General features: G+C 40.1%; 24 protein-coding genes. 8 read left to right on the forward strand and 16 right to left on the reverse strand.

Annotation, left to right across the window (positions count from 1 at the left end):
• The first annotated feature begins 76 nt into the window (after positions 1 to 76).
• From nth to QOL76_RS05900, 4 genes are all read left to right on the forward strand, one after another.
• Positions 77 to 748 carry an endonuclease III gene (gene nth, locus QOL76_RS05885; protein WP_283412102.1) on the forward strand — a complete coding sequence of 224 codons (672 nt, stop codon included), beginning with the start codon at positions 77 to 79 and terminating at the stop codon, positions 746 to 748.
• Entirely contained in the window at positions 748 to 2,523 is a 1,776-nt protein-coding gene (gene asnB / locus QOL76_RS05890; RefSeq protein ID WP_283412103.1) for an asparagine synthase (glutamine-hydrolyzing), read from the forward strand. The genes nth and asnB overlap by 1 nt, the downstream gene beginning before the upstream one ends.
• Positions 2,520 to 3,743, forward strand: coding sequence for a glycosyltransferase family 4 protein (locus tag QOL76_RS05895; RefSeq protein ID WP_283412104.1), 1,224 nt, complete (start codon positions 2,520 to 2,522; stop codon positions 3,741 to 3,743). The genes asnB and QOL76_RS05895 overlap by 4 nt, the downstream gene beginning before the upstream one ends.
• 225 nt (positions 3,744 to 3,968) lie before the next feature.
• Positions 3,969 to 4,925, forward strand: coding sequence for a fasciclin domain-containing protein (locus QOL76_RS05900; protein ID WP_283412105.1), 957 nt, complete (start codon positions 3,969 to 3,971; stop codon positions 4,923 to 4,925).
• A 99-nt stretch (positions 4,926 to 5,024) separates the two neighbouring features.
• On the opposite strand, the gene gldB is transcribed toward QOL76_RS05900, so the two are convergent.
• From gldB to QOL76_RS05935, 7 genes are all read right to left on the reverse strand, one after another.
• A complete protein-coding gene (gene gldB, locus QOL76_RS05905; RefSeq protein ID WP_283412106.1) occupies positions 5,025 to 6,041 on the reverse strand; it encodes a gliding motility lipoprotein GldB in 1,017 nt (338 codons plus the stop codon).
• Between the two features lie 63 nt (positions 6,042 to 6,104).
• Positions 6,105 to 7,481 (reverse strand): alkaline phosphatase family protein, encoded by a 1,377-nt coding sequence (locus tag QOL76_RS05910; protein ID WP_283412107.1) that lies wholly within the window; start codon positions 7,479 to 7,481, stop codon positions 6,105 to 6,107.
• Between the two features lies 1 nt (position 7,482).
• The gene (eboE, locus tag QOL76_RS05915; RefSeq protein ID WP_283412108.1) at positions 7,483 to 8,694 is read right to left on the reverse strand and encodes a metabolite traffic protein EboE; all 1,212 of its coding nucleotides are present in this window, start codon (positions 8,692 to 8,694) and stop codon (positions 7,483 to 7,485) included.
• A gap of 24 nt (positions 8,695 to 8,718) precedes the next feature.
• The gene (locus QOL76_RS05920; RefSeq protein ID WP_283412109.1) at positions 8,719 to 9,873 is read right to left on the reverse strand and encodes a 3-dehydroquinate synthase; all 1,155 of its coding nucleotides are present in this window, start codon (positions 9,871 to 9,873) and stop codon (positions 8,719 to 8,721) included.
• A 69-nt stretch (positions 9,874 to 9,942) separates the two neighbouring features.
• Positions 9,943 to 10,854 carry a UbiA-like protein EboC gene (gene eboC, locus QOL76_RS05925; RefSeq protein ID WP_283412110.1) on the reverse strand — a complete coding sequence of 304 codons (912 nt, stop codon included), beginning with the start codon at positions 10,852 to 10,854 and terminating at the stop codon, positions 9,943 to 9,945.
• 3 nt (positions 10,855 to 10,857) lie between these two features.
• On the reverse strand, positions 10,858 to 11,763 hold the full coding sequence (locus QOL76_RS05930; RefSeq protein WP_283412111.1) for a TatD family hydrolase: 906 nt from the start codon (positions 11,761 to 11,763) through the stop codon (positions 10,858 to 10,860).
• A 38-nt stretch (positions 11,764 to 11,801) separates the two neighbouring features.
• Complete coding sequence (locus tag QOL76_RS05935; RefSeq protein ID WP_283412112.1) at positions 11,802 to 12,683, reverse strand: EboA domain-containing protein; 882 nt, start codon at positions 12,681 to 12,683, stop codon at positions 11,802 to 11,804.
• A 293-nt stretch (positions 12,684 to 12,976) separates the two neighbouring features.
• On the opposite strand from QOL76_RS05935, the gene QOL76_RS05940 reads away from it, so the two are divergent.
• The 4 genes from QOL76_RS05940 (at position 12,977) to QOL76_RS05955 (ending at position 15,247) form a co-directional block, all read left to right on the forward strand.
• Complete coding sequence (locus QOL76_RS05940) at positions 12,977 to 13,621, forward strand: transmembrane-type terpene cyclase (RefSeq protein ID WP_283412113.1); 645 nt, start codon at positions 12,977 to 12,979, stop codon at positions 13,619 to 13,621.
• A gap of 107 nt (positions 13,622 to 13,728) precedes the next feature.
• The gene (locus QOL76_RS05945; RefSeq protein ID WP_283412114.1) at positions 13,729 to 14,025 is read left to right on the forward strand and encodes a type II toxin-antitoxin system HigB family toxin; all 297 of its coding nucleotides are present in this window, start codon (positions 13,729 to 13,731) and stop codon (positions 14,023 to 14,025) included.
• A 6-nt stretch (positions 14,026 to 14,031) separates the two neighbouring features.
• Positions 14,032 to 14,400, forward strand: a complete 369-nt coding sequence (locus QOL76_RS05950) for a helix-turn-helix domain-containing protein (RefSeq protein WP_283412115.1) — start codon at positions 14,032 to 14,034, stop codon at positions 14,398 to 14,400.
• A 337-nt stretch (positions 14,401 to 14,737) separates the two neighbouring features.
• The gene (locus tag QOL76_RS05955; protein ID WP_283412116.1) at positions 14,738 to 15,247 is read left to right on the forward strand and encodes a hypothetical protein; all 510 of its coding nucleotides are present in this window, start codon (positions 14,738 to 14,740) and stop codon (positions 15,245 to 15,247) included.
• A gap of 85 nt (positions 15,248 to 15,332) precedes the next feature.
• Here the strand turns inward: QOL76_RS05955 and moaA are convergent, their stop codons facing one another.
• The 9 genes from moaA to QOL76_RS06000 are packed head-to-tail and all read right to left on the reverse strand — an operon-like array spanning position 15,333 to position 22,218.
• The gene (gene moaA, locus QOL76_RS05960; RefSeq protein WP_283412117.1) at positions 15,333 to 16,346 is read right to left on the reverse strand and encodes a GTP 3',8-cyclase MoaA; all 1,014 of its coding nucleotides are present in this window, start codon (positions 16,344 to 16,346) and stop codon (positions 15,333 to 15,335) included.
• Complete coding sequence (gene moaCB, locus QOL76_RS05965) at positions 16,330 to 17,247, reverse strand: bifunctional molybdenum cofactor biosynthesis protein MoaC/MoaB (RefSeq protein WP_283412118.1); 918 nt, start codon at positions 17,245 to 17,247, stop codon at positions 16,330 to 16,332. Before moaCB ends, moaA begins: the two co-directional genes overlap by 17 nt.
• Positions 17,248 to 17,282: 35 nt before the next feature.
• Positions 17,283 to 17,906: a hypothetical protein gene (locus QOL76_RS05970; RefSeq protein ID WP_283412119.1), complete on the reverse strand. Its 624-nt coding sequence runs from the start codon at positions 17,904 to 17,906 to the stop codon at positions 17,283 to 17,285.
• A gap of 7 nt (positions 17,907 to 17,913) precedes the next feature.
• On the reverse strand, positions 17,914 to 18,342 hold the full coding sequence (locus QOL76_RS05975) for a molybdenum cofactor biosynthesis protein MoaE (RefSeq protein ID WP_283412120.1): 429 nt from the start codon (positions 18,340 to 18,342) through the stop codon (positions 17,914 to 17,916).
• Positions 18,323 to 19,357 carry a HesA/MoeB/ThiF family protein gene (moeB, locus tag QOL76_RS05980; RefSeq protein ID WP_283412121.1) on the reverse strand — a complete coding sequence of 345 codons (1,035 nt, stop codon included), beginning with the start codon at positions 19,355 to 19,357 and terminating at the stop codon, positions 18,323 to 18,325. The genes QOL76_RS05975 and moeB overlap by 20 nt, the downstream gene beginning before the upstream one ends.
• A gap of 1 nt (position 19,358) precedes the next feature.
• Positions 19,359 to 19,595, reverse strand: a complete 237-nt coding sequence (locus tag QOL76_RS05985) for a MoaD/ThiS family protein (protein ID WP_283412122.1) — start codon at positions 19,593 to 19,595, stop codon at positions 19,359 to 19,361.
• A 28-nt stretch (positions 19,596 to 19,623) separates the two neighbouring features.
• The gene (cobA, locus tag QOL76_RS05990; RefSeq protein ID WP_283412123.1) at positions 19,624 to 20,436 is read right to left on the reverse strand and encodes a uroporphyrinogen-III C-methyltransferase; all 813 of its coding nucleotides are present in this window, start codon (positions 20,434 to 20,436) and stop codon (positions 19,624 to 19,626) included.
• Positions 20,433 to 21,017, reverse strand: coding sequence for a molybdenum cofactor guanylyltransferase (locus QOL76_RS05995; RefSeq protein ID WP_283412124.1), 585 nt, complete (start codon positions 21,015 to 21,017; stop codon positions 20,433 to 20,435). Before QOL76_RS05995 ends, cobA begins: the two co-directional genes overlap by 4 nt.
• A 25-nt stretch (positions 21,018 to 21,042) precedes the next feature.
• Entirely contained in the window at positions 21,043 to 22,218 is a 1,176-nt protein-coding gene (locus QOL76_RS06000) for a molybdopterin molybdotransferase MoeA (RefSeq protein WP_283412125.1), read from the reverse strand.
• Positions 22,219 to 22,384: the final 166 nt, after the last annotated feature.

The following is a 22,384-nucleotide window of genomic DNA, read 5'->3' on the forward strand; positions in this document are numbered from 1 at the left end:
ATTTTAAAATAACACTTTATTATAGTGCTCTCCGCGTAAATCTCAGTGTTCCTCTGCGGTTAAAAAAAGAATAAAAATGCTGAAAAAAGAACGATACGAAGCCATCATCAATCACTTCCGTGAGAATATGCCCATTGCTGAAACTGAACTTCAGTATGAAAATCCTTTTCAGCTTTTATGTGCTGTGGTTCTTTCAGCGCAATGCACAGACAAGCGGATCAATATGGTGACGCCGGCCTTATTTGAGAAATTCCCAGGGCCGGAGTTTTTGGCAGCTTCCAATTTTGATGAGCTTTTTCCTTACATCAAGACGGTGTCTTATCCGAACAATAAGACTAAGCACCTTTTAGGTTTGGGAAAAATGTTGATGGAGGATTTTGGTGGGGAGGTGCCTTCCACCGTTCCTGAGTTGATCAAGCTACCTGGAGTGGGTCGAAAAACTGCCAATGTGATCACTTCAGTTGTTTGGAATCAGCCCAATATGGCTGTGGATACGCATGTTTTCCGAGTTTCAAAAAGACTCGGCTTAGTCTCCCAAACTGCCAAAACTCCACTGGAAGTAGAAAAGCAACTTATCCGACATATCCCCAAAGAATATGTGCACATCGCACATCACTGGCTGATTTTGCATGGTCGATATGTTTGTTTGGCACGTAGACCAAAGTGTGAAGAATGTACGCTGACACATTTATGTAAGTATTTTGAGAAAAATCAAGGGAAAATCACAAAACTAGAAACAGAAAAATAATGTGCGGAATCCATCTGATTTGGGGAAAAGGTGCAAATGAAGCAGCTATCAATGCTATGCTTCAGGTAAGTCAGCATCGTGGTCCAGATCAGCAAGGGAGTTTCAGCCCTTGGCCAGGGCTATGGATAGGAGTGAATCGCCTGAAAATTCTTCACAAGGGATATGAAGCAGACCAACCTTTTTGGTCTCCTGATGGAAGATCCTTATTGATTTGGAATGGAGAGATTTACAATTATAAGGAGCTTAGGAAGCTATTGCAGCAGATGGGTGTCATCTTCATCACGCAGTCGGATACGGAGGTAGTTTTGCATTTGTTGCGAGCTTTTGGCGCGGAAGCCCTAGCAAAACTCAATGGTATGTTTGCGTTGATTTATGTGGATTTGATCGAGAAATCTGTCCTCGTTGCCCGGGATCAAACTGGTGAAAAGCCTCTTTATTATGCTCAGAACCCAGATACTCTTATTCTTTCTTCCGAATGCAGAAGCATCCAAAGCTTAAAGTCTTCTGAGCTAAATACTAAGCAATTTGAAAACTATTTCTACCTGAGAGCACCTCATTTGGGAAGTACTTTTTTCCACGGGACCCATGAATGGAAGCCTGAGCGCTACACCAAGATATTAAGTCACACCGCATTTCGATGGGATCAAATCTCAAGTAAGGCTAAATCATCTATTGAACCAACTTTCGACTCATTTAAAACTACGCTAAATGAAGCCGTTCTGAATCAATTTCATGCCGATGTCCCTGTAGGCATGCAGCTCAGCGGCGGAGCGGATAGTTCATTACTTTACTCGATTTGGTATAAGCAAACAGGAATTCCATTACCTACTTTTACCATTCAAGTTGAGAAAAAATACCGAAAGAAATATGCGGACGGAGATGCTGCAACTCGCTTTGCAATCCAGTTTCCGGGCAATCCTCATTTGATAGAAATCAATCAGAAAGTATTCTGGGATAATTGGGAAGCATACCTAAAAAGTGTTGATCAGCCTATTGGGGATTCTGCAGGATTTCTCACGTGGATGATTGGCAAGGAAGCAAGGAAATCTGTTAAAGTATTGATCTCAGGTGCTGGGGCCGATGAGCTTTTTGGTGGATATCAGCGACATAATGCGTTTGATATTTATCAGAAGAGGAAAGATTTGCTTTTAAGATTTCAGGAGATTTTAAAAAAAATGCCTGTAGGAAGAACCTACCAAAAATTCATATTAGGAATTGATACAAGTCCACAGAAGACCTTTCTAAATTTCTCTGGCTTAGAAAATATTCCTGACGAATTAGGAGAGGATTACGATAGGGTTTTTGACAAAAATCTGCCTCTATATTCTCAAATGCTCGATTTTGACAGGCAAGTCTATCTTGTGCAAGATGTGTTGAAGATTCAGGATAATGCCTTGATGGCGCATAGCCTTGAAGGAAGGAGTCCTTATTTAGATGCTTCACTGCTGACATTGTGGAGGAACGTTAACGATGAGAAATCGCTAAAAGGCAAGCCATGGATCAAGCAGTATTTAACTGAGTTGGGGCTTAACTGGATTTCTAACCGGAAGAAATTTGGATTTGGGTTGCCTTTACAAGAGTGGTTTTCTGAAAATGGAGAATTTTCTATGAGAGTTTTCAATTCAATTAAAATGTTCGAAAATTCTCACGGAGAGCTTTTTCCAGATAGAATGCGGGAAATTGTCTCCAGACCTGAGCATTTCGTGAAGCAACATTTTTTAATTCTTTATAACCTGTTCCTTCTTGCAGAATGGGTGAAATTGCACAGGCTATGAGAATTATTTATATCCATCAATACTTTAAAACCCCCTCTGAGGGCGGGGCCGTGCGTTCTTTTCATTTGGCTAAAGGATTAGTGGATGCAGGTCATGAGGTAGAAATGATTACTGGCGGGTCTAATTCCGGCTATGATCAGCGATGGATTGAGGGAATTAAGGTGCATTATTTGCCAGTTCAGTACGAGCAGAAATTTGGATTTTTTAAACGTGTTATGGCTTTCATAAGCTATGTGCGCCAAGCTAAAAAACTGATTAGGAAACTACCTAGGCCAGACTTACTGTATGTTACTTCCACTCCTCTTACCACCGGATTGCTTGGGCTTTGGGCAAAAAAGACCTTGGCAATTCCTTATATTTTTGAAGTACGCGATCTCTGGCCGCAGGCACCGATTGAAGTTGGAGCGATAAAGAATCCTGTGTTGAAAAGCAGTTTGAAGAGGTTGGAGAAAAAGATTTACCTACACGCTATGAGTTTGGTTGCGCTTTCTCCAGGAATCGCATCTCATCTTAGAAAAGTTACTCCTCCACAAAAGATTCACTTGATTCCGAATTTCTCAGATTTAGACAGGTTTTATCTGATGGAGAAACGAAAAGAGATCCTTGATAAGTATGAGTTGACCAATAGTCTGACCATTGCCTATACTGGAGCTTTGGGAAAAGTAAACGCAGTAGAGGAGCTTTTAAAGCTTGCTGAAATGGCTCAAAACCGAGGTAAAAACTGGCAATTTTTGATTATGGGAGAGGGTAGCCATGAAGCTCAATTGAGAAAAATAGCCTCGGAAAAATCTCTTGAACAGGTTCGGTTTATTTCCTTTGGTTCTAAAGAAAAGGTGAACGAAGTTCTGAGTTTGGCAGATTTTGCCTGGATTTCCTTCGCGCATTTACCCGTTCTTAAAACGAATAGCCCAAATAAATTTTTTGATGCCTTGGCAGCTGGTAAAGTGATTTTGGTGAATCATAAGGGCTGGGTTTATGACTTGGTGAAAACCCATCAGCTGGGTATTACCTGCCTTCCATCTAAGATTGAGTCGGCCTTTATTCGCCTTGAAATTTTAGAAAGTAATCCTGAACAACTGGTAAAAATGCGAAAAAATTCGCGCAGGTTGGCTGAGCTACATTTTACTAAAGAGCTAGCGATTGCTCATTTGAAGCAGGTAATAAGTACAAATAAGGATCTCTCATCATCCAACGAGGAATTCATAAGATTGACTAGTTGAGAGGCTTCAGTGTGCGCTTTTTTATATAAAACTTTGGTTTCTAAAGTTTGCAATAGCTACCTGCATCATTTTACCAATATCGTGATTATTTAGTCTTGGAGGGGTTTGTAATTCAAGGTTGGATAATTGGGCAGTATAGGAAAAGCAAGAACTTCAAAAACAATATAGGCATGGGTTAGTTGTTTACGTTGAACTGATTTCCAACTAATAACTAACTAAATAAAAATGAAAAACTTGCAATTAAACACAAAGCGGCTACTAACTGTAGCACTTTCAATCTCAATGCTTGCTGGATTTTCTTCCTGCGATGACGATGACGATGATCAAATGCCAACTTCACAGAATGTTGTTGAAGTAGTAGTAGCTGACGACAATTTTTCAATCTTAGAGACAGCAGTAGTTACTGCAGGATTAGATGACGATCTTAGTGCTACTGGCCCTTTTACAATCTTTGCTCCGACGGATGCAGCATTTGGAGACTTCATTACCGAAAACAATATTTCAGCAGCAGATCTTCTGGGTAATTCAGACTTAGCGAATATTTTAAGCTATCATGTAGTTTCTGGCAATATAACCTCTGCTAATGTAACTGCTGGACCTGTAACGGCACTGAATGGTGAGATTTTCTACGTGAGTGTCGATCCCAATGGAGGCGTCTGGATTAATGGCAACACCATGATTACAGCTGTAGATAAAATGGCTAGCAATGGCGTGATCCATACATTAGATTATGTAATCACCCCGCCTACAAAAAGCATCGCTGAAATAGCAGTTGAAACTTCCACTGCTTCTTCCCCAGAATTTACTCAATTAGTTGCAGCCCTTTCACGTGCAGGACTAGTAGATGCGGTAAGTGGTGGTTCAAATGATAATTTGACGGTTTTTGCACCTACCGATGCTGCTTTTGAAAATTTATATGATGCTCTAGGTGTGAGTGGAGTCGATGAAATTGATGTTGATTTATTGACAGATGTACTTCTATACCATGTAGTGCCTGCAAGAGCATTCTCTCAGGATTTAAGAGATGGTGCGAGCTTGCCTACCTTATTGGAAGGAAATAATTTATCTGTTGATCTTGCAGGTTTGAGTATAAATGAAAGTGGATTAATTCCTTCTATGTTAAACATTCATGCAACTAATGGAGTTATTCATGTAATTGACCAGGTCATCGTACCGGAGTAACAATGAAATTGAGTACCACAATTTTATAGGATAGGGTTTATTGGTGAAAAACGAGTCTAGATTTAGACTCGTTTTTTTTGTCCTAGAGGCAATGAATCCTTATTCAGTTGGCTTCCTGGGCCTGTATGCTGATTCTCTAAAAATTTTCTCAGCATCAGGTTCTGCCATCAAGATATCCAGAGGTACATCCTGATTGAACTGGTAATCATCCACAATATTCCATCCCAACCATCTTCCTAATCTGCCAGGAGCTTTGGTACTAATGGCATCAGTAAATGGCGCTTCTCCTATGTATTTTCTGATTTCAAAAGGATTTGTCTCGTATAGTAATTCATTTTCCACAAAGTGGGACCAAATCAATTCCTCATTATCAAAACTCTCAGAAATAGCCTCCGGTGTATACCCGATGATGTATTGATCTGAGGTACAAGGCAAAATTGCTTTAGTGAAATGGTAAGTTTTACCGTAATAAATCATTTCGGCTAGCAATCTATTATCCTGAGGATTAGTTACGTTATACCGAGCAGAAATTGCCATGACGATCATCGGTACGATGTACGGTTTATCGTAGCGCTCAGCCATATAGCGTGGTAATTCTGGCTGAAAAGAATGCGTGGGTGGCAAAAAGTAGTCTAGTCCAATTACAATCACATCATCTGTGACAATCAGGTCAGAATTAAACCCAGAAGTGAACGTGTAAACCTTTGGGATTTTAAATTGAGGAAAGTAATATTTGATTGCTTTAAACGCATTTTCAAGATCTTTTTCCACATCAGAGAAATCGCTGAATATCACCTGCACTGAATCATATAGTACTCGCATGGAAGAATCTTGGTGAATAGCCAACAGCTCAGCTGCCAGCGTATCAGGACTTGGATAAAGGTCCATTTGCAAGTATTCAGCAGTAAATTCCGGGTTTTCTTCAAATAGATATTTGAATTCCTCAATGGATTTGGCTTCGAAAAAATCCTTTTCTAATCTTATAATATTGACCGTCAGATCTTGGTCTAAAATTTCAGGTGAAAGCTCACAGCCTTCATTTTCTTTTTTGCCGCAAGCGAAAGCTAAAATCAAAAAAAGAGAAAGGGTTATTTGTCGATAGCTGGAAATACGCATGAATGAATTTTTTTCAAAAATAGGAATTGAAATGGTAACAGAATCAACGAAATACTTGACAGACTATTTTCCCCTCACTGCTTTCAGGATTAATTCATAGACATCAGTAGGCTGTATGGTGTCCGCCTTCACCAAGTTTTTATCCTGAGACACAAGGAGAGGCTTATCTAAGTCATCTTCGCTTAATCTCCCATGCGCACCTTTTACCAGAGTGGCATCCAATGGAATGACGTCCATCAAGTAGCGGAAACCAAGCTTTTTCTTCAGGACTTTGGAACCTACTGTGAGCAAAGGTATCTTAATAGCTGGATCAAGTATTAACTCCACCGGATCATAGCCTGGCTTTTTGTGGATATCTACACATCGTGCATAATCTGGAGCTTTAGCATCGTCTAGCCAGAAGTAATAAGTAAACCATGACTCCTTATCTGCCATTACCACCAAATCTCCAGATCGCTCGTGGTCTATATGATGCTCCTTTTTCCCTTCTTTATCAAGGACCAGTTCTACTCCAGGAGTAGCCTCAAGAAGCTTTTTGACCTGAGGCAAAATGCTTAAGTCGTTTACATGAATATGGGCAACTTGATGATCTGCCACGGCAAAAGCTTTGGAAGTTCCGGCGTCTAAGGTTTCCAATCCCTGCTCATCTTTTACCTGAATCCAGCCTTGTTCTCTAAAAATCCTATTTAAATGAATTGGCTTACTCACAGTGGTAATCGCATATTCTGACAGCAAAATCACCTGAGTCCCTTGCTTTTCGAAGTAGGTAATCAGATCCTCTGCAAGCTCATCTACTTCTTTCAAGTATTTTCCGATTTTGTCAAAATCTATCCCGTACTTCTGAAGAGAGTAATCCAAATGCGGTATATAAATCAGATTTAAAGTCGGGTTGTGCCATTCATCTACCTTTTTGGAAGCCTCGGCTATCCATTTACTTGAGGCAATGTTTGCATTTGGTCCCCAAAAAGAGAAAAGAGGAAATTGACCCAGTTCTTTTTGAAGTCGATCACGTAACCCCATAGGTTGGGAATGACAATCGGGTTCTTTTCTGCCATCAGCAAGATAGAGTGGTCTTGGGGTGACTGCATAATCCACACTGGAGTACATGTTGTACCACCAAAACATATTGGCTACAGTAAATTCGGAGTTTTCTTCCTTGAGTGTTTCCCACACTTTCGGTGATTGTACCAGCTTATTAGATTGGCGCCAAAATTTGATTTCACATTCGTCTTGGAAGTACCAGCCATTTCCTACAATCCCGTTTTCAGTAGGCCATTTTCCAGTCAAATATACAGACTGAGCGGAGCAAGTAACTGCTGGTAATACAGGTTCTACGACTGCGCGTTTTCCTTTTTCTATCCATCTTTTCAAAAAAGGAGTATGCGCTCCAATCACTCGTGGAGAAAGTGCAACTATATCTAAGACAACTGTCTTTTTCATTTTAATTCAATTTTTCGATTACCCATGCCAGCTCCCTAGAAATGGATTCGCCTAAGTTTAAGCGTGTATCTTCCGGTAATACTTCCCAAGTATAGGTTTCCACTTCAAGATGGTTAGCGATTGAAGGGTTTTTTAAAATTTCATTGAGTACAATTGAAATTTGATCCTGTGTGGATGCCAAAGCCCCGTAATTATCTAAAAAAACAGGCACATGAAAATGGATTCTCCATTCCTCTTCATCTGTAGTGTCCAAGACTTTGAGAGCCTCAGGCAAATCAGAATAAGAATTCAACGTACCATCTTTCCTTTTAGCAACAACTTGATGTAGGTAGGTCGATTCTTCGAAAGGTAGTAGGTTCACCTTGAGCAAATCTCTAGCTGCTGGCTCATGAGGGATGAGCACTCGTAAAGCTGCAGAAATTTGGATCTTACCGATGTTGATTCCAGCCTTTTCAAATTTGGCAAAGGTATCGGCAGGCTTTTCATAAACGATTGCAAAGTGGCAAACATCATAGCAAACTTGGATATGCTCTTTGATTCTATTTTCAGCCTCATCTTCAGAAATTCCTAATTTTTCAGCGAGCCAAGGTTTACCAATTGGCAGAAGCCAGTCCGAAAATAGCCAGATCATCTCGTCAGAATTTTCCAAAATCCCATCTGGTTCTGGCTCTATATCCAAATGCATAGACTTGCCTGTTTGTTTTTTGATTTCAACAAGTTCCTCGACTACTTCCAACAAGTGTTGGGTGGCGGTTTTCATTCCAGCATTTAATGCTGATTCGGATTTGAACCAATGTCTATAAGAAACTGGAGAAGTTGAGATTCCTCCATCAATGCTTTCTGGTAATAATTGCGCAAGAATTTTGAAAGATCTGACAGTGTAATCTCTTCGGTCAGTTGTAGTCCAATCAGGAAAATGAACCTGGTCTTTTACAGCTGTTCTATGGAAATCACCGTAAGGAAAGCCATTTAATGTAAAAACATATGCGCCCTCTGCTTCAAGCCAATTCTTAAATTCAGCCAGTTGTTCTGGTTTTTCTAGAATGAGACTTGCTTCATTAGAAAGCCTGAGGCCTATACCAAAGGGCTTATCTACACTTAATCGATTCTTTACTTCAGGAATATATTTTGTTAAGTTTTCAAATGTTGCTTCCCAGCTCTCTCCGGGGTGAATATTGCTGCAGTAACTGAGTTGAAATCCTTTGATTTCCATGAATAAAGTTGATTTTGTTCTGAATTAACTTGTGACCAAATTTTGTGTTTGGTTGTAACTTTTGAGCAGATCTATAGCCTGATGGATTAGCTGATGATCCATTTCATGCACTTCTTCTCCTTTGCCCAATGCCTTCAAAAGCATGATGGTTAGTTGACCTCCTAAGTGCTCTTGGAATTCTTTCAAGCCTTTGATTAGGTTTTCTCCGCCTAGCTCAGGAGCAAAAAGGTCAAACCCTAAGGTTTTAAATACGGAGATTATTCTTACCAGATCGTCTTCTGTAATCCATCCTTTCAAAAATGAATATGTTGAATCCAAGGCAATACCGATTGCTACAGCTTCTCCATGACGAATTCGGAAGTCACTTAAATGCTCCAATTTATGAGCCGCCCAATGGCCAAAATCCAATGGCCTTGATGAGCCAAACTCAAAAGGATCTTTTCCGGATATATGATCCAAATGCATTTGCGCACAGCGGATAATCAGCTCCTGCATGGGAGCCATTTCTCTCCCGGCTAGAGCCGAGGAATTATCCTCAATCCAGGAAAAGAAAGTTAAATCCTTAATTAAGGCCACTTTTATCGCTTCGGAAATCCCGGACCTCCAATCTCTATCATCTAGCGTTTTTAGGAAATTGAAATCGTTTAGAACTGCATATGGTGGAGTAAAAGTGCCTAGGTAATTCTTTTTCCCAAATAGGTTTACAGAGTTTTTCACCCCGACTGCTGAGTCATTTTGGGAAAGAACTGTAGTGGGAATACGAATTAGGCGAATCCCACGGTGAGATATAGCAGCTGCGAAACCCACCATATCTATCACAGCACCACCACCTATCACGGCGATGTATGAATGTCTGTCTATTCCATACAGATGGGTTGCTTTAACAATTTCATTATAAATGGCATCATCATTTTTAGATGCTTCTCCACCCACTACTACAATAGGGTCCGATGCTAGTGTAAATGATTCCGAATGTGCTTGTGAATAAGCTTTCAGTTGGCCTAACAGGTTTGGGTGAGCATTTTTAACCCCTTTGTCCACTACGAAAAGGACTTTGGACTTTCTTTCTTTAGAAAGTATATCGACAAATAACTTATTCTCAGGAGTGAAAATTTCTTCTGAAAAACAGACTTGATATTTGAAGGGTACAGAAAATGATTGTTCAATAATCGTATTCATAATCAACAGGGTATGGGCTTAAGCTGCTAGCTGGAATAAATACAATTCCGAGCCCCTTTTAGTTCTTTGTTAGGTAACTGCGAATTTCTTGGCTAGCCAAAGAGAAATTGGCAACAACAATAACACAAATAATCCAATCTGCCATCCTGCAAAAGCCGAAGCTAATGAGGCATTGACAATTATTAGGGAAATAACGGCAGCTTTCACGGATTTGCCTATGAGTTTTGGGTTTTGGCTACGAATAGCTCTGATCAAAGGCGGGAAAATCATGTAGCATAGTAAGGCTATGAATGGAAGTACTTCCCAACTATTAGTATTATGTAGGAACGGAATTGAGCCTATTACTGCGATGACAATTACGTACATTAACAGCCCACCATACAACGCATTCCTGTTTTTTCCATGAACTTCACCACGGCTGATCATGGTGATCGCGGCTACAAATATTAGTGGGATCAGACCTAAAGGCCAAAAAGTAGATAGTAATTCTGGAGTTACACTGACACCCAAAAGCAAATTACCAGAACGGCAAAGTCCCATATTTATTGGGCCTATCAGATTCTGGTGCTTTCCCCAGTAATCATACAATACTGCTAGAAGGGCAACCACCGAAGCTATTCCAGCGGAAATCAAATTTACTTGAGCTGCAGCTAGTACTCCAATGAGGAGAAGCGTGAAAGACATCCATGCGGCTCTACTTTTAGATACTCTACCACTAGGAATGGGTCTTTCCGGCCTCTCAATTGCATCAAGTTCGGCATCGAATACATCATTGAAGGCAACACCTCCAGCATACAATCCAATTGTACTCAATGAAAGCCAAGCTAGTTTGGTAAGTAGTATGTTTCCTCCTTGCCCACCTTCCAATAGATAAAACCAAGTGCCTGAGATAGCAAAACCCGCCCAAATGTCAGCTATTGCTGTGACTACATTTGCTGGGCGGGTAAGTTGTAAATAGGCGAAAAGCCGAGTAGTTCGCATTTATTAATTTTCTACAATATTTGATTTACCTTCCACTCGTGGAGTTTGTCCACCACGAAGAACAGAATTACCACTCATTTTTTTGGTTTGGTCCAGCGGTGCAGCATTCAACCAATCCTGCTCATCCATTTGTCCACTTTGCCCAAAAGCAGTTAATGCATTTTGATAAGTTACCAATTTGATATGTTCTTCTGGGATTCCAGATTTACGCATGAGGTCAGCTGTTTTTGGCACAGCCAAAGGGTCTGAAATTCCCCAATCTGCAGCGGAATTGACGATTATTCTTTCTGGCCCGTATTGCTTCACGATTTCTACCATGCGCTCAGAACCCATTTTGGTATGTGGATAAATGGTAAATCCAGCGTAATAGCCCCGATCCAACACTTCCTTTACGGTCTCTTCATTGTTATGATCTACGATCACCATTTTCGGATCCAACCCATGCTCTTCGGATACATCCATACTGCGAATTGTACCTTTTCTTTTGTCTCTGTGAGGAGTGTGGATAAGCACAGGGAGATCCACTTCTTTTGCCAGTTCCAACTGAAGTCTATAAAACTTGTCCTCAGCTTCAGTCTGATCATCGTACCCTATTTCGCCTATTGCCACCACACCTTCTTTGCCCACATATAAAGGCAAAAGCTCCATTACTTGTTCAGCTAATGGTTCATTGTTCGCTTCCTTAGAGTTTAACCCCATCGTGCAGTAATGTACAATGCCGAACTGACTGGCACGAAAACGCTCCCAACCTACGAGCGTGCTGAAGTAATCTTTGAAGCTTCCAACTTCTGTTCTTGGCTGTCCTAGCCAAAACGCTGGCTCAATGACGGCAACAATTCCAGCTTTTTGCATGGCTTCATAGTCGTCAGTAGTACGGGATACGACGTGGATATGTGGATCTATATACATGATTATTTATTTTAGAAAGGGTAATGTAAAATTAGGGATTAAACGCGAGTTCGCTGAAACTCCGAGCCAATGCTTTCCCAAGCTATGGCATCCATATCAAGAGCGGCAACTTGGTCAGGGTAAGATTCGAGCAAAGACTTTGCCTCTGTAAACGCCGATTCCCTTAAGGTCAATAATGCTGCTTTTACTTGAAGATCATCTCCAGTTGCCAAAGTTTTTTTCAGATCCTCTAAATACATTTCATTGACAAAGGGAGCAACTAGTCTCCATATTTCTGGCATCACCTCTCTGCCTGCTGCCCAGCGCTCATGAGCAAAATCCCTTGCAATCGCTGCCAAAGCTAGGTTTCTTCTCCCCTCTAATCCTTGAATTCTATAAAGTGGGCGTTGCATAAATATTGCTTTAAGAACCATTTGATTCCAATTGGCTTCCGGGAAATACTTTGCTGGAAAAGGATTGTTTAAAGCAATCGCATCAAAAACAAGGGAAATATTAGTACGAAGGCCATCAATGGCTCTAGGAATTAAATCCTCCTGAAAAGGCATAAGTGGTAAAGCCGCGAAAAGTGCTTGATGCTCATGCATGTCAGCCGTTTCAAAAAGCTGATTCATTGCTGCAAACCAAGCTACTTTTTCCTGTGGATAACTTAACATCAATACAGTTCTGGCAGTTTGTAATTCATCCCAATGCTCAGGTTGAAACCCTGTGGCCAGTTCGTTTGCTTGAGCAAGTTTATCCTGTGAAAGCGTGAGTTTTTCCTTTTTGAAGAATCTGGATGCTTGGCTGAAGGCGAGAAAAAACTTCGAAGGAGTTCCTTCGGAGCTGATCTTTTCAACTTGTTTATTGAGCCAATCCAAGCCTTTATGATTAGCTGAGGTATCTAGCAGTTGGGTTAGATAGCTTATTAATTGATTTTTCATAATGAAGAGTTGCCGTTTAGGGCTTAGCGTCAACTTTGCTTTTATTTTATAAAATACGCTGAAATCTACCAGAATATCCACTTAGATAATGCTCAGCGGTAGGAAAAAGTGCCCTACCTGACAAAAATCACTTTCTTACATAATCAACCCTCAGATATTTTCTTTTTCCTTAACTTGCCAGCCTTTTAGAAGGAGATTTGCCCGTCAAAAAGTAGCTTGGGGCACTATTTTGTGGGTATTCATCCTCAATTTCTACCTAGAATGAGTTTCATGTTCGTGATTAATAATTCTTTATGACAACTAGTACCATCCTGCTTTCTATCTGTGGAATAGGCTGGATTATTACATATATAGAGGCTTTAAGGGTAGGGTATAAGGACAAGTCCTATGGTATTCCTTTTATAGCACTTGGTCTTAATTTTACTTGGGAGCTGTACTATACTGTTCCTGGCTTCTTTGAGTTTGGGACCCATGTGTCTAGCTTTTTCAATGCCTTCTGGTTACTTCTGGACTGTGGTATTCTGTACATGTATTTTAAGTATGGAATTAAGGAAGTATCTACCAAAAAGAGCACTTTTTATATTCAGGCAATAGTATACCTAATAGGCTGCCTAGTCTTACAGCATTTCGTTTTTCAATGGGTTGGAATAGTACTTGGAGCACTTTACATGGGTTTTCTTCAGTGTATTTTGATGTCCTTCCTATTCATTAGAATGTATTACCGAAGACCTGGTTTGCAGGGGCAATCCCTAACCTTGGCGATTGCAAAATTTATTGGAACCCTGCCATTAACGATATTATTTGGAATAATCGGTTCTAATAGAGGCGGAGGCGTACATGAACCAATTCTTTATATAGGTTCAGTCATTTTTGTTTTGGATGTGGCTTATATCTACCTAGTGGCGAAAAGGAGAAGCGGTAAGAAGGCAGCAAGGTGAAACCCTAACCTTATGCATATGACTAAGAAATAGGGAAATATAATACTTTCCGAAATGTTCTCGTTTTACGAACTTTGGTTTTATTTTTGTTATTCTAACACTATTCAATGGAGAGGATTTTTGCAAAACGAACCTTACGCGAATTTTGGGAAAAGCATGCTGACTCAGAGCAATACCTAAAGACATGGTATGAAACAGCAATGGGAAGTAGTTGGAAAACGCCCAACGATGTTAAGAAAAGTTATGCAAATGCAAGTGTTCTTAAAAATGAAAGAATAGTCTTCAACATTAAAGGAAACTCATATCGCCTAATTGTAAAGTTCAACTTTGAAAAGCAATGGATTTTTATTCGCTTCATAGGTACCCACGCAGAATATGACAAAATAAATGCTGATACAATCTAACTAGCCATGACTCTAAAACTCATAAAATCCGAACATGAATATCAAACCGCTCTAGCACGACTTGATCAACTTTTTGAAGCTAAAGAGGGGACAGCAGAAAGTAATGAAGCTGACGTATTAGCCCTACTTATTGATGAGTATGAAAAAACTAATTTCCCAATTGAAGCTCCAGATCCTATAGAGGCTATTAAAATACGAATGGAAGAAATGGACTTAAAGCAAAAAGACTTAGTTGGAATAATTGGAGGTAAAAGTCGAGTTTCTGAAGTGCTGAATCGTAAGAAAAAATTGACCGTGGAGATGGTCAGAAATCTTGCAGTCCATCTCAATCTCTCTACTCAACTTCTGATAAACGATTATAAATTAGTGAAATAACTTGTTCAAATCATGACTCCTACAGTAAAACATATCTAAGAAATAACAGAACTACTTGACTGTGGCATGCTCTATTTTTACCCTATTTAAACTGGAGCAATAGAATGTGTAATAGTTAGTGAAAATGGAATTAAAGTAGAAGTTACAAAGAACTCTGTGCCCCAAGTCTGTGTCTTCACAAACCGGAATATGGAGCACTTAAGTCCCGTGAGGACACAGGCCACGAAAACAATTGGGTTTTAATAAAAGCCAATCAAACCATGTACAATTGAGTATTGACGAAATTAGTAGAGTGGTTTGGTAGGGGTAAGTATGACTGTTGATAAGAAGCATAAAAATGAGATTACCCGTAACAATTATTATTCTTATTTTGAGCTTTTTGTCTTGTAAGGAGAAGAGGGAAGGAAAATTTGAACACAATAAAGAAGTCGATTTAGCAAGGGTTCCTGACTCATTGGAATTGGTAGCTAATACATTCTTAAAAGGAGATTTTAACGGTGATAATATAATAGATTTTGCTTCTCAAGTAAAAAACAAAAACAATCAAAAGAATGGGATTTTAATAATTCATAATTCAGAGAATCAAGAAACCTATGTTTTCGGAGCTGGTAAAGAAGTCGACAATATGACTGACTTAAAATGGATTGAAATATTTGAAACAATTCCAAAAGGTGAAATAGTAGCGCCTGAATTAGTTGATGAAGAAACCGGAGATTTGCTCGGACCTGACGAATCTCAAAATTTCAAACTTACTGGAGACGGAATTTATATGAGTGTAACTGAAACTCACGGTGGTGGAATTATATTCTGGAACGGTAAAAAATATCAATGGTATCACATTGAATAAAAGGCAAATTGCTAACGATTTATAAACAAAAATTTCAAAGACTTTAACTAATCAAAATCAAAAAATTGCTCATCTAAAATCGTCCTCACCCCCCAATCGCAATCATACTTCTATTATCAGAATGAAGTGTTGGGTCGGAGATTTTTTCCATACTATCCATTCCTGCACGCACAGCCTTTTTATTTAGGATGGATTCTAAAATCAGCGTTTCCACATCTTCCCCAGCACGCATAGCTGCTAATAAGTCAGTTTCCTGATTTGAAAAAAGACAGTTTTTGATACGACCATTCGCCGTAAGTCGAATTCGATTGCAGGTGCCGCAGAATGGGTTGGTAACGGAAGAAATGATTCCAAAATCTCCTTGGTAGCCGGATATCTTAAATTTACGAGCGGTGAAATTGTCCTCATTTGGAAGAGCAGAAATCTTCTCGGCACCGAAGTAGGAACCTAGTTGGCTGAGAACTTCCTTCTCTGAAACCATCTTGGAGCGATCCCATTGATTGCCATCAAATGGCATGAATTCTATAAAACGAACCGAAACCTGATAGTCCTTGGTCATTTCCACAAAGTCAATTAACTCATCATCATTGATGCCTTTGATCAGTACAGCATTAATTTTCAGATCGAAGCCATTGTCATGAAGTAGTTCAAAGTTGTCTAGGGTTTTTTGGAAACCTGTTCTTCTGGTAAGTTCTTGAAAGCGTTCTTCCTTCAGTGTATCCAGACTGAAATTGATCTTTTTAATACCTAGTTTTTGGAAGTTATCCACATGTCTATCGATCAATAATCCGTTGGTTGTAATCGAAAGATCCACGGGCATTTTTGAAAGTCCATCGAGTATCACCCCGATATCTTTCCGAAGCAGAGGCTCTCCGCCAGTGAGTCGAATTTTATTCACTCCTAAGCCTACAAAGATCCGGGCAAATTCCAGCACCTCATCAGCACTCATCAAGTGAGCTTTTGGACTTAAGGGAATTCCTTCAGCGGGCATGCAGTAGCTACAGCGCAAATTGCACTTCTCAATTAAGGAGATCCGCAGGTAATTGTGGATCCTCCCAAATTTGTCTTTTAGCTCCTGAATATTACCCGATTGGGTCATGATTAGCTCCTTTTAGTATTTTAAAAACATGCAATAAATGTGGAAAAACCGCATCCATTGATTCTTTTGCGCCATTCGTAGATCCTGGTAAAGCCAAGACTATGCTATCCCCAATAGTGCCAGCCACCGATCTAGAGAGCATAGCAAATGGCATAATCCTCTGTCCATAGCTACGAATTGCTTCCTCCACACCTGGTATTCTTCTCTCCAAAATCGGCTCTAAGGCTTCCGGTGTAACGTCTCTTTGGGAGAGTCCAGTTCCCCCAGTAAAAATCACTAATTGATTACTCTCTGTAAGTTCAAAAGTCCGGGCCCGGATCAGTTCCAACTCATCAGGAATTACCTCATAAGAAGTCACGTTCACACCATGCGTCTTCAACTTATCCACAATAACTTTTCCTGCTTTATCTTCCTTGATTCCCTTAGAAATGGAGTCAGAGCAAACCACGACAGCAGCTTGGATTTCTTTCGGGTTTTTGTCTTTGAAACTTGATTTTCCACCCGTCTTTTCCACCAAACCAATTTCCCGAATTACAATTCCCTTGTCAATGGGCTTCAACATATCATACATAGTAAGCGCAATCACTGAAGCTCCATGCATGGCTTCTACCTCTACTCCTGTTTTATATACAGTCTTTACCGTGATAAAAATCCGTATTTCCAATCCATCAATCTCGTATTCCACTGCGGTATATTCCACAGGAAGTGGATGACAATCAGGAATAGTAATGTGGGTGTTTTTCACTGCGAAAAGCCCCGCCACTTTAGCCATTTCGAACACATTGCCTTTTGGAACCCGGTTTTCCACCACAGCTGCAATGGTCTCAGCTGAACTGACATGTACAATCGCCTGAGCTTTTGCCGTACGAAGTGTGGTGACTTTATGTGTGATATCTACCATTTGTTTCTTTTAATCTTATTCTTCTGGTAATTAAGTTATTTCCAATAATGACTGAACCTAATTCTATATGTTTGATTACCAAATATCAAGTTCAGTTTTGAGTATGTCCTTTTGTTCTCCCAAATCGTTTCCTTAGAATAAGTAGGTGTATCAGAGTAAGAAGGTGTATCATTTTTTTTCTTAACCTCTAGAGGAATTTCATCATAGAAGGATGGAATACCCAGTTCACCCATTAGTTCACTTTTGATTTTTTCGTATTCAAAAACATATAAATCAAGTTTTTTACTCTCTATTTTCCACATTTGAGATTTCTGCTGATAACTACTGTATCTCTCTTTCTCCCAATCATAGCTTATGTACCTAAGAATAGAATCTTTTTCTGAAAAGAAGTATTCTGTATGTAGAGTTAAAAACTCATTATTACTTCTTTTAAAAATTAAAGGTTGAGCAATCTCGAATTCATCGATCTTTGGAAAAACACTTTCAGATAGAAATGCTATTTGTTCTATTTTTTCAACGGATCGTGTTATAGATTTCTCGAAATTAAATGCGTCGCTAACTTTTGACTGATTCAACCAATATTTTCCAACGACTCTTTTCTCACAACTTAATAAGGTCAAAATAAGTAGTGAACCAATTAGGGAAATAACACTCTTCATTTAATGTTCAACTATTTACCTTCCACTGATGATCTGCATTATCAAGAATCTCCTTGCCGAAAATCGGAACATGCTCTTTCACTTGATTCACGAGCCATTCTGTGGCCTCATACACTTGCTTTCTTCGTGGAGAGGAAACGAAAACAAAAATGCAAATATCTCCGACTTTCACCTCACCCAGACTATGATAAATGTGTAGGCAAGTCAAATTGAATTTCTCGAAAGCCGCTTCTCGGATTTCATACAGCTTTTCATTTGCCATTTCCTCATAAGTCGTGTATTCTATGGCAACCACTTTATTATCACCAACTTCATCTGCACGAACCTGACCAAGGAAAATGTTATGTGCACCAATGCTATGCTTGCCTTGATGCTTCGCAATAGAATCAGCTATAAATTCAGGAGAAATCGCTCCTTCAAGAAATACTTTTTTCATATTCAATCAATTTCAATATATCTTTTGCTCCACCTCTGACGGCTCTAATTTTATTGAATCCTGCTTTTTGAAGCAATCTTCCAGCTTGAATCGCTCTTCCTCCAGCTTGGCAGAACAACGTAATTTCACTCTCCTTATTTAATTCGGAAAGCCTACTTTCCAGCTCAGAAAGAGGGATATTTAAGCAAAAACCGGAAGGGATTTCGGGTTGCTCCCCAGCTTCCCTCACATCAAGCAGTAATCCTTCTTGTATCAAAATAAGCTCTGGATCAGTCAAAACCACCTGTGCAGATGCAGTGTTTTTTGCATCTCGAATTGGCTCATCCGCCAAGTGGAATATCTGCTGATCATTAGTGAGCATGTTATAAACCAAGATTTTCCCTGAAAGTACCTCACCAATTCCGAGTATGATTTTCAGCGCTTCATTTGCCTGAATCATTCCTATCATTCCTACAGTAGTTCCTAACACACCAGCTTCTTCACAGTTCAAAACCACTTTGTCTTCCTGTGGAAATAGGCTAATATAAGAAGGACCTCCTTGAAAATTGAAAACTGAAACCTGGCCCTGAAATCTGAATATAGACCCATAGATCATAGGCTTGCTGTGGCGGATACATGCAGCATCTAAAGTATAGCGCACCTCAATTGTATCCGTTGCGTCGATGACCAAATCATAGGATTCAAGCAAGCTATCCACGTTCTCTTCAGACAGAAACTCAGGAACTATCTCAAACTGAGTGGTAGAATTCAATCCCAATAGAGCCTTCTGAGCCGATTCTACTTTTAGTGAACCAATAGAATTCTCTTGATATAAAACTTGCCTGTGAAGGTTGCTTTCTTCTACACGATCTCCATCCACAATCCCAATTCTCCCTACCCCGGCAGTAACTAAATATGGTAAAACCGCACAGCCCAAACCACCTGCTCCCACCACCAAAACGCTACTTGACTTAAGCTTTTGCTGACCGGAAGTTCCGATACCTGGAAGAATGATTTGTCGCTGATATCTTTCCATTTTATCCTCCTGCAAATGGTGGAAGTAGTGCTACTTCGTCTGAATCAGAAATATTCAGAGCTTGTTGCTTCGAGACAATTTTTCTATTGACTGCTACCTGAAAAGGGAATTGGGCTATGGAATATTTAGAGTCTAACAACTCAAGCAGATCAACCAAACTCATAGAGTCATGGTCCAAAGTCTCCGAACTGCTCTGCGCTGCTTCTGCGATATTTCCAAAATAATTCACTGTAATCATAGCTTCAAGTTAATACAGATCGATCGTATTAATTACTAAACGGCAAGGTATTCAGGTTTTGGAAAATAAATTCGTCTTCTAAAACCCAGTCTTCTTTCAATTGTTTTTTCACTCGTGCCAGATGCACCACTTCGCCAATGACAATAACGGCAGGCGCTGCTATTCGTTGGTTCTCGCTGATTTCTACGATGTTTTGAATAGTTCCTACCACTTCTTTTTGCTCCGATTTGGTACCGTTTTGTATGATGGCTATAGGTAAATCCTGCTTGCTAAAGGAAGTATAAATCGCAGCTATTTCTTTCAGTTTGCTCATACCCATGAGTACCACCACTGTTGCTGAGGATTGGGCGGCTAGGGTCAAATCATGTGATAGCTCCCGATTGCTAGTGGTGCCGGTAATCACCCAGAAGCTTTCGGCCACTCCACGCGCGGTCACTGGAATTCCTACCGAAGCAGGAACGGCCACACTGGAAGAAATTCCTGGAATCACTTCTACTTCAATTCCATGTGACAAAGCATAGTTTTCTTCCTCTTTTCCTCTTCCAAAAACAAATGGGTCACCACCTTTTACCCGGACTACATGCCCAAATTCAGTTGCATAATTCACGATGAGCTCATTGATCTCGTCCTGTGTATGGCTGTGATTACCTTTTCTTTTTCCCACAAAAACCAACAATGCCCGATTGGCATGTTGTAGGATTTCCTCATTAACCAGCGAATCATAAAGCACCACATCTGCATGGCATAGCGCTTTCACGGCTTTTAACGTAAGTAGCTCTGGATCGCCAGGGCCAGCACCAATTAGCGTAAGTTTCGGCGATTTGCCAGTGATAGTTTTCATAGGTCTAGTAGGTTGAGCGCATGTAATTCTGCTTTACTATTGATATTCTGAACGAGTGACTTTTCTTCAGTATTGATTATGATTTTATGATGCGAGATCGAATTCACCAGCGGACAGAGCTTCAATTTTTCTGCTGAAATAGCATCAGAAAATGTTTTTAAGGCCTTTTTTTTATAAACACCAATCAAAGGATAATCATTTTTGTCATCGCTAAGAAAGGTGATCAGTGCATCTTTTTGTTTTGATTCTGTGGTTAGTTTTGCGAGAAGGCTAGTTGTAATCTTAGGCACGTCACAGCTGAGAATTAGATTTTGCTCGGTATCTGTATGATTGAGAGCGGTAAAAATCCCTCCAACAGGGCCTTTGTCTGCATAGGTATCTTCTATCATCGGCAATCCCATAAAGGTATAATCCCCATTACTCGTGACTAAGATGATATTGGACGTGATCGGCATGATTGCTTCGACTATCCATCGTATAAAAGGTTTCCCTTTGTAGAGGACGAGTCCTTTTTCAGACTGCATTCTTGTGCTTTTTCCTCCACAGAGTACGTAAGCCGATATGTTTGCTGAATTTTTCATTCCTCGATTCTCTATAAATCCCTTGCTAATGTCTGTTTATCGGTAAGTAAAGAACAGACTCTCCAGCTTCAAGGATTTCTTTTTCTGCCGGGACAAGTACTAACGCATTTCCCAAAGCATAGGAAATCAACATGCTAGAGGCTTGTTTTGGATATATATCCAAATCCCCATTTTTCTCTGTTCCAAGTATAAAAAGAGTCTTTCCAAACTTGTTATATGTACGATGCTGTAGCACTCCAGACTGGAAGTTTAAGTCGTAATCAGGGTCGCCTGACATGATTTTCAGCGCCGAAAGAGCATAAATCAAAAAGCAAGTAAGTGAGGAAGCAGGATTCCCTGGCAAAGCAAAAACCAATGTTTTATCTGACCGGCCAAACCATAGTGGTTTTCCTGGCTTTTGGTTGATTTTATAGAAAATTTTCTGAACTCCATTTGCCTGCAAGGCCTCCTCGACAAAATCGTAATCACCAACTGATATACCTCCTGAGATCAACAACAGGTCACTCTCGAGCCCAGACTTAATAGCTCGTTTGGTCGCCTCCAGGTCATCAACGACTTTTAAAAGCTGCACTGAATCATATCCTCTTGATTTCAGTGCAGCTTCAAGCATGATCGCATTGCTCTCGTAAATGGCCCCGGGCCTGAGAGGGCTTCCTGCCTCCTGAAGCTCGTTTCCCGTAACGATCAGCGTAATTTTGGGTTTGTTAGTGACTAAAACCTCTGTGATCCCAAAACTGGTCAAAAAACCAATGATGGATTCGGTGATTCTGGTCCCGGCTGGCAATACTTGTTCGCCAGCTTGAATTTGTTCGCCTATTTCCCTCACATTTGTGGATTTTTCAGGCATTTTTTGAATGGCTATTTTAGGTCCATTCACTACCACATGCTCTTGCATGATTACTGTATCTGCTTGGTCAGGCACACGAGCTCCAGTGAAAATGCGCACGGCTTGATCTGCTAAAATCTCAAAATCGGTCGCATCTCCTGCCTTGCACTCACCCACCACTTCTAGCTCTTCTATTTCTCCTCTTCGAAAGGCATAGCCATCCATGGCAGACTGACGAAATGTAGGCAAACTGATCGGAGCTAAAATTTCTTCTGCCAAATAGCAGCCATAAGAATCCCTAAGGTGCCTTTTTACACTAGGCAACTGGCTAGTGTGAGTTTTGATTAATTCTAAAGCTTCAGAAACTGAAATCATCTTGCTGTGGTATCTTGGCTAAACTTATGAAAAAATACGTATTAATACTTACTTTACTACGTAATTTATTCTCTTGTTAAGTGTTTTTATGATCAAAAGCACTTTCTTCGATGAAGCTCTGCCATTTTTGGCGCAAAAAAAAACGCTAATCAAAGCGTTTTTTAAA

Source organism: Algoriphagus winogradskyi (assembly GCF_900182815.1).
In the GTDB taxonomy this organism is placed as follows: Bacteria; Bacteroidota; Bacteroidia; order Cytophagales; family Cyclobacteriaceae; genus Algoriphagus; species Algoriphagus winogradskyi.

Excerpts from the sequence above, each read along its gene's own strand:
- nth (WP_283412102.1), top strand. The coding sequence starts at position 77 with ATGCTGAAAAAAGAACGATACGAAGCCATCATCAATCACTTCCGTGAG.
- asnB (WP_283412103.1), top strand. The coding sequence starts at position 748 with ATGTGCGGAATCCATCTGATTTGGGGAAAAGGTGCAAATGAAGCAGCT.
- QOL76_RS05895 (WP_283412104.1), top strand. The coding sequence starts at position 2,520 with ATGAGAATTATTTATATCCATCAATACTTTAAAACCCCCTCTGAGGGC.
- QOL76_RS05900 (WP_283412105.1), top strand. The coding sequence starts at position 3,969 with ATGAAAAACTTGCAATTAAACACAAAGCGGCTACTAACTGTAGCACTT.
- gldB (WP_283412106.1), bottom strand. The coding sequence starts at position 6,041 with ATGCGTATTTCCAGCTATCGACAAATAACCCTTTCTCTTTTTTTGATT.
- QOL76_RS05910 (WP_283412107.1), bottom strand. The coding sequence starts at position 7,481 with ATGAAAAAGACAGTTGTCTTAGATATAGTTGCACTTTCTCCACGAGTG.
- eboE (WP_283412108.1), bottom strand. The coding sequence starts at position 8,694 with ATGGAAATCAAAGGATTTCAACTCAGTTACTGCAGCAATATTCACCCC.
- QOL76_RS05920 (WP_283412109.1), bottom strand. The coding sequence starts at position 9,873 with ATGAATACGATTATTGAACAATCATTTTCTGTACCCTTCAAATATCAA.
- eboC (WP_283412110.1), bottom strand. The coding sequence starts at position 10,854 with ATGCGAACTACTCGGCTTTTCGCCTATTTACAACTTACCCGCCCAGCA.
- QOL76_RS05930 (WP_283412111.1), bottom strand. The coding sequence starts at position 11,763 with ATGTATATAGATCCACATATCCACGTCGTATCCCGTACTACTGACGAC.
- QOL76_RS05935 (WP_283412112.1), bottom strand. The coding sequence starts at position 12,683 with ATGAAAAATCAATTAATAAGCTATCTAACCCAACTGCTAGATACCTCA.
- QOL76_RS05940 (WP_283412113.1), top strand. The coding sequence starts at position 12,977 with ATGACAACTAGTACCATCCTGCTTTCTATCTGTGGAATAGGCTGGATT.
- QOL76_RS05945 (WP_283412114.1), top strand. The coding sequence starts at position 13,729 with ATGGAGAGGATTTTTGCAAAACGAACCTTACGCGAATTTTGGGAAAAG.
- QOL76_RS05950 (WP_283412115.1), top strand. The coding sequence starts at position 14,032 with ATGACTCTAAAACTCATAAAATCCGAACATGAATATCAAACCGCTCTA.
- QOL76_RS05955 (WP_283412116.1), top strand. The coding sequence starts at position 14,738 with ATGAGATTACCCGTAACAATTATTATTCTTATTTTGAGCTTTTTGTCT.
- moaA (WP_283412117.1), bottom strand. The coding sequence starts at position 16,346 with ATGACCCAATCGGGTAATATTCAGGAGCTAAAAGACAAATTTGGGAGG.
- moaCB (WP_283412118.1), bottom strand. The coding sequence starts at position 17,247 with ATGGTAGATATCACACATAAAGTCACCACACTTCGTACGGCAAAAGCT.
- QOL76_RS05970 (WP_283412119.1), bottom strand. The coding sequence starts at position 17,906 with ATGAAGAGTGTTATTTCCCTAATTGGTTCACTACTTATTTTGACCTTA.
- QOL76_RS05975 (WP_283412120.1), bottom strand. The coding sequence starts at position 18,342 with ATGAAAAAAGTATTTCTTGAAGGAGCGATTTCTCCTGAATTTATAGCT.
- moeB (WP_283412121.1), bottom strand. The coding sequence starts at position 19,357 with ATGGAAAGATATCAGCGACAAATCATTCTTCCAGGTATCGGAACTTCC.
- QOL76_RS05985 (WP_283412122.1), bottom strand. The coding sequence starts at position 19,595 with ATGATTACAGTGAATTATTTTGGAAATATCGCAGAAGCAGCGCAGAGC.
- cobA (WP_283412123.1), bottom strand. The coding sequence starts at position 20,436 with ATGAAAACTATCACTGGCAAATCGCCGAAACTTACGCTAATTGGTGCT.
- QOL76_RS05995 (WP_283412124.1), bottom strand. The coding sequence starts at position 21,017 with ATGAAAAATTCAGCAAACATATCGGCTTACGTACTCTGTGGAGGAAAA.
- QOL76_RS06000 (WP_283412125.1), bottom strand. The coding sequence starts at position 22,218 with ATGATTTCAGTTTCTGAAGCTTTAGAATTAATCAAAACTCACACTAGC.